This window comes from Streptomyces sp. NPDC018693, from assembly GCF_044391385.1.
Lineage (GTDB): Bacteria > Actinomycetota > Actinomycetes > Streptomycetales > Streptomycetaceae > Streptomyces.
The window spans coordinates 1-2,500 of sequence record NZ_JBIRZZ010000042.1; the positions used below are offsets into that span (position 1 = coordinate 1).

Sequence of the window (2,500 nt, forward strand, 5' to 3'; positions counted from 1 at the left end):
TTTTAGTTAAGTCCTCGATCTATTAGTATTTGTCAGCTCCACGTGTCACCACGCTTCCACCTCAAACCTATCAACCTGATCATCTTTCAGGGATCTTACTAGCTTACGCTATGGGAAATCTCATCTCGAGGGGGGCTTCATGCTTAGATGCTTTCAGCACTTATCCCTTCCGCACATAGCTACCCAGCTATGCCTTTGGCAAGACAACTGGTACACCAGCGGTGCGTCCATCCCGGTCCTCTCGTACTAAGGACAGCTCCTCTCAAATTTCCTACGCCCACGACGGATAGGGACCGAACTGTCTCACGACGTTCTGAACCCAGCTCGCGTACCGCTTTAATGGGCGAACAGCCCAACCCTTGGGACCGACTACAGCCCCAGGATGCGATGAGCCGACATCGAGGTGCCAAACCTCCCCGTCGATGTGGACTCTTGGGGGAGATAAGCCTGTTATCCCCGGGGTAGCTTTTATCCGTTGAGCGATGGCCCTTCCATGCGGAACCACCGGATCACTAAGCCCGACTTTCGTCCCTGCTCGACTTGTAGGTCTCGCAGTCAAGCTCCCTTGTGCCTTTACACTCTACGAATGATTTCCAACCATTCTGAGGGAACCTTTGGGCGCCTCCGTTACTTTTTAGGAGGCGACCGCCCCAGTCAAACTGCCCACCTGACACTGTCTCCCACCCCGATAAGGGGTGCGGGTTAGAATGTCAATACAGCCAGGGTAGTATCCCACCAATGCCTCCACCGAAGCTGGCGCTCCGGCTTCCAAGGCTCCTACCTATCCTGTACAAGCTGTACCAAAATTCAATATCAGGCTACAGTAAAGCTCCACGGGGTCTTTCCGTCCTGTCGCGGGTAACCTGCATCTTCACAGGTACTATAATTTCACCGAGTCTCTCGTTGAGACAGTGCCCAGATCGTTACACCTTTCGTGCGGGTCGGAACTTACCCGACAAGGAATTTCGCTACCTTAGGACCGTTATAGTTACGGCCGCCGTTTACTGGGGCTTCAATTCAGAGCTTCGCGCGAACGCTAACCCCTCCTCTTAACCTTCCAGCACCGGGCAGGTGTCAGCCCCTATACTTCGCCTTACGGCTTCGCAGAGACCTGTGTTTTTGCTAAACAGTCGCCTGGGCCTATTCACTGCGGCTCTCTCGGGCTTGCACCCAAAAGAGCACCCCTTCTCCCGAAGTTACGGGGTCATTTTGCCGAGTTCCTTAACGAGAGTTCTCTCGCTCACCTTAGGATTCTCTCCTCGCCTACCTGTGTCGGTTTGCGGTACGGGCACCTTGAATCTCGCTAGAGGCTTTTCTTGGCAGTGTGGAATCAGGAACTTCGGTACTATATTTCCCTCGCCGTCACAGCTCCGCCTTCACGGTAATGGGATTTGCCTCATTACCAGCCTAACTGCTTGGACGTGCTAATCCAACAGCACGCTTACCCTATCCTCCTGCGTCCCCCCATCGCTCAAACGATTCATAAGGTGGTACAGGAATATCAACCTGTTGTCCATCGCCTACGCTCTTCAGCCTCGGCTTAGGTCCCGACTAACCCTGAGTGGACGAGCCTTCCTCAGGAAACCTTAGGCATTCGGTGGATGAGATTCTCACTCATCTTTCGCTACTCATACCGGCATTCTCACTTCTAAGCGCTCCACCAGTCCTTACGGTCTAGCTTCAACGCCCTTAGAACGCTCTCCTACCACTGACATCATAGATGTCAATCCACAGCTTCGGTGATACGTTTAGCCCCGGTACATTTTCGGCGCAGAGTCACTCGACCAGTGAGCTATTACGCACTCTTTAAATGGTGGCTGCTTCTAAGCCAACATCCTGGTTGTCTAAGCAACTCCACATCCTTTTCCACTTAACGTATACTTTGGGACCTTAGCTGGTGGTCTGGGCTGTTTCCCTCTTGACTACGGATCTTATCACTCGCAGTCTGACTCCCAAGGATAAGTATTTGGCATTCGGAGTTTGTCTGAATTCGGTAACCCGATGGGGGCCCCTAGTCCAAACAGTGCTCTACCTCCAATACTCTTACCTTGAGGCTAGCCCTAAAGCTATTTCGGAGAGAACCAGCTATCTCCAAGTTCGATTGGAATTTCTCCGCTACCCACACCTCATCCCCGCACTTTTCAACGTGCGTGGGTTCGGGCCTCCATCCAGTGTTACCTGGACTTCACCCTGGACATGGGTAGATCACCTGGTTTCGGGTCTACGACCACATACTCTATCGCCCTATTCAGACTCGCTTTCGCTGCGGCTCCGTCTCTTCAACTTAACCTTGCATGTAATCGTAACTCGCCGGTTCATTCTACAAAAGGCACGCTATCACCCATTAATGGGCTCTAACTACTTGTAGGCACACGGTTTCAGGATCTATTTCACTCCCCTTCCGGGGTGCTTTTCACCTTTCCCTCACGGTACTGGTTCACTATCGGTCACTAGGGAGTATTTAGCCTTGGGAGATGGTCCTCCCTGCTTCCGACGGGAT

At 52.5% G+C, this 2,500-nt stretch carries 1 rRNA gene (cut by a window edge); it reads right to left on the reverse strand.

Annotated features, from left to right (window positions below):
* Nucleotides 1-2: 2 nt before the first annotated feature.
* Nucleotides 3-2,500 (reverse strand): 23S ribosomal RNA (locus tag ACH5AC_RS38340); it runs 437 nt beyond the window's last position.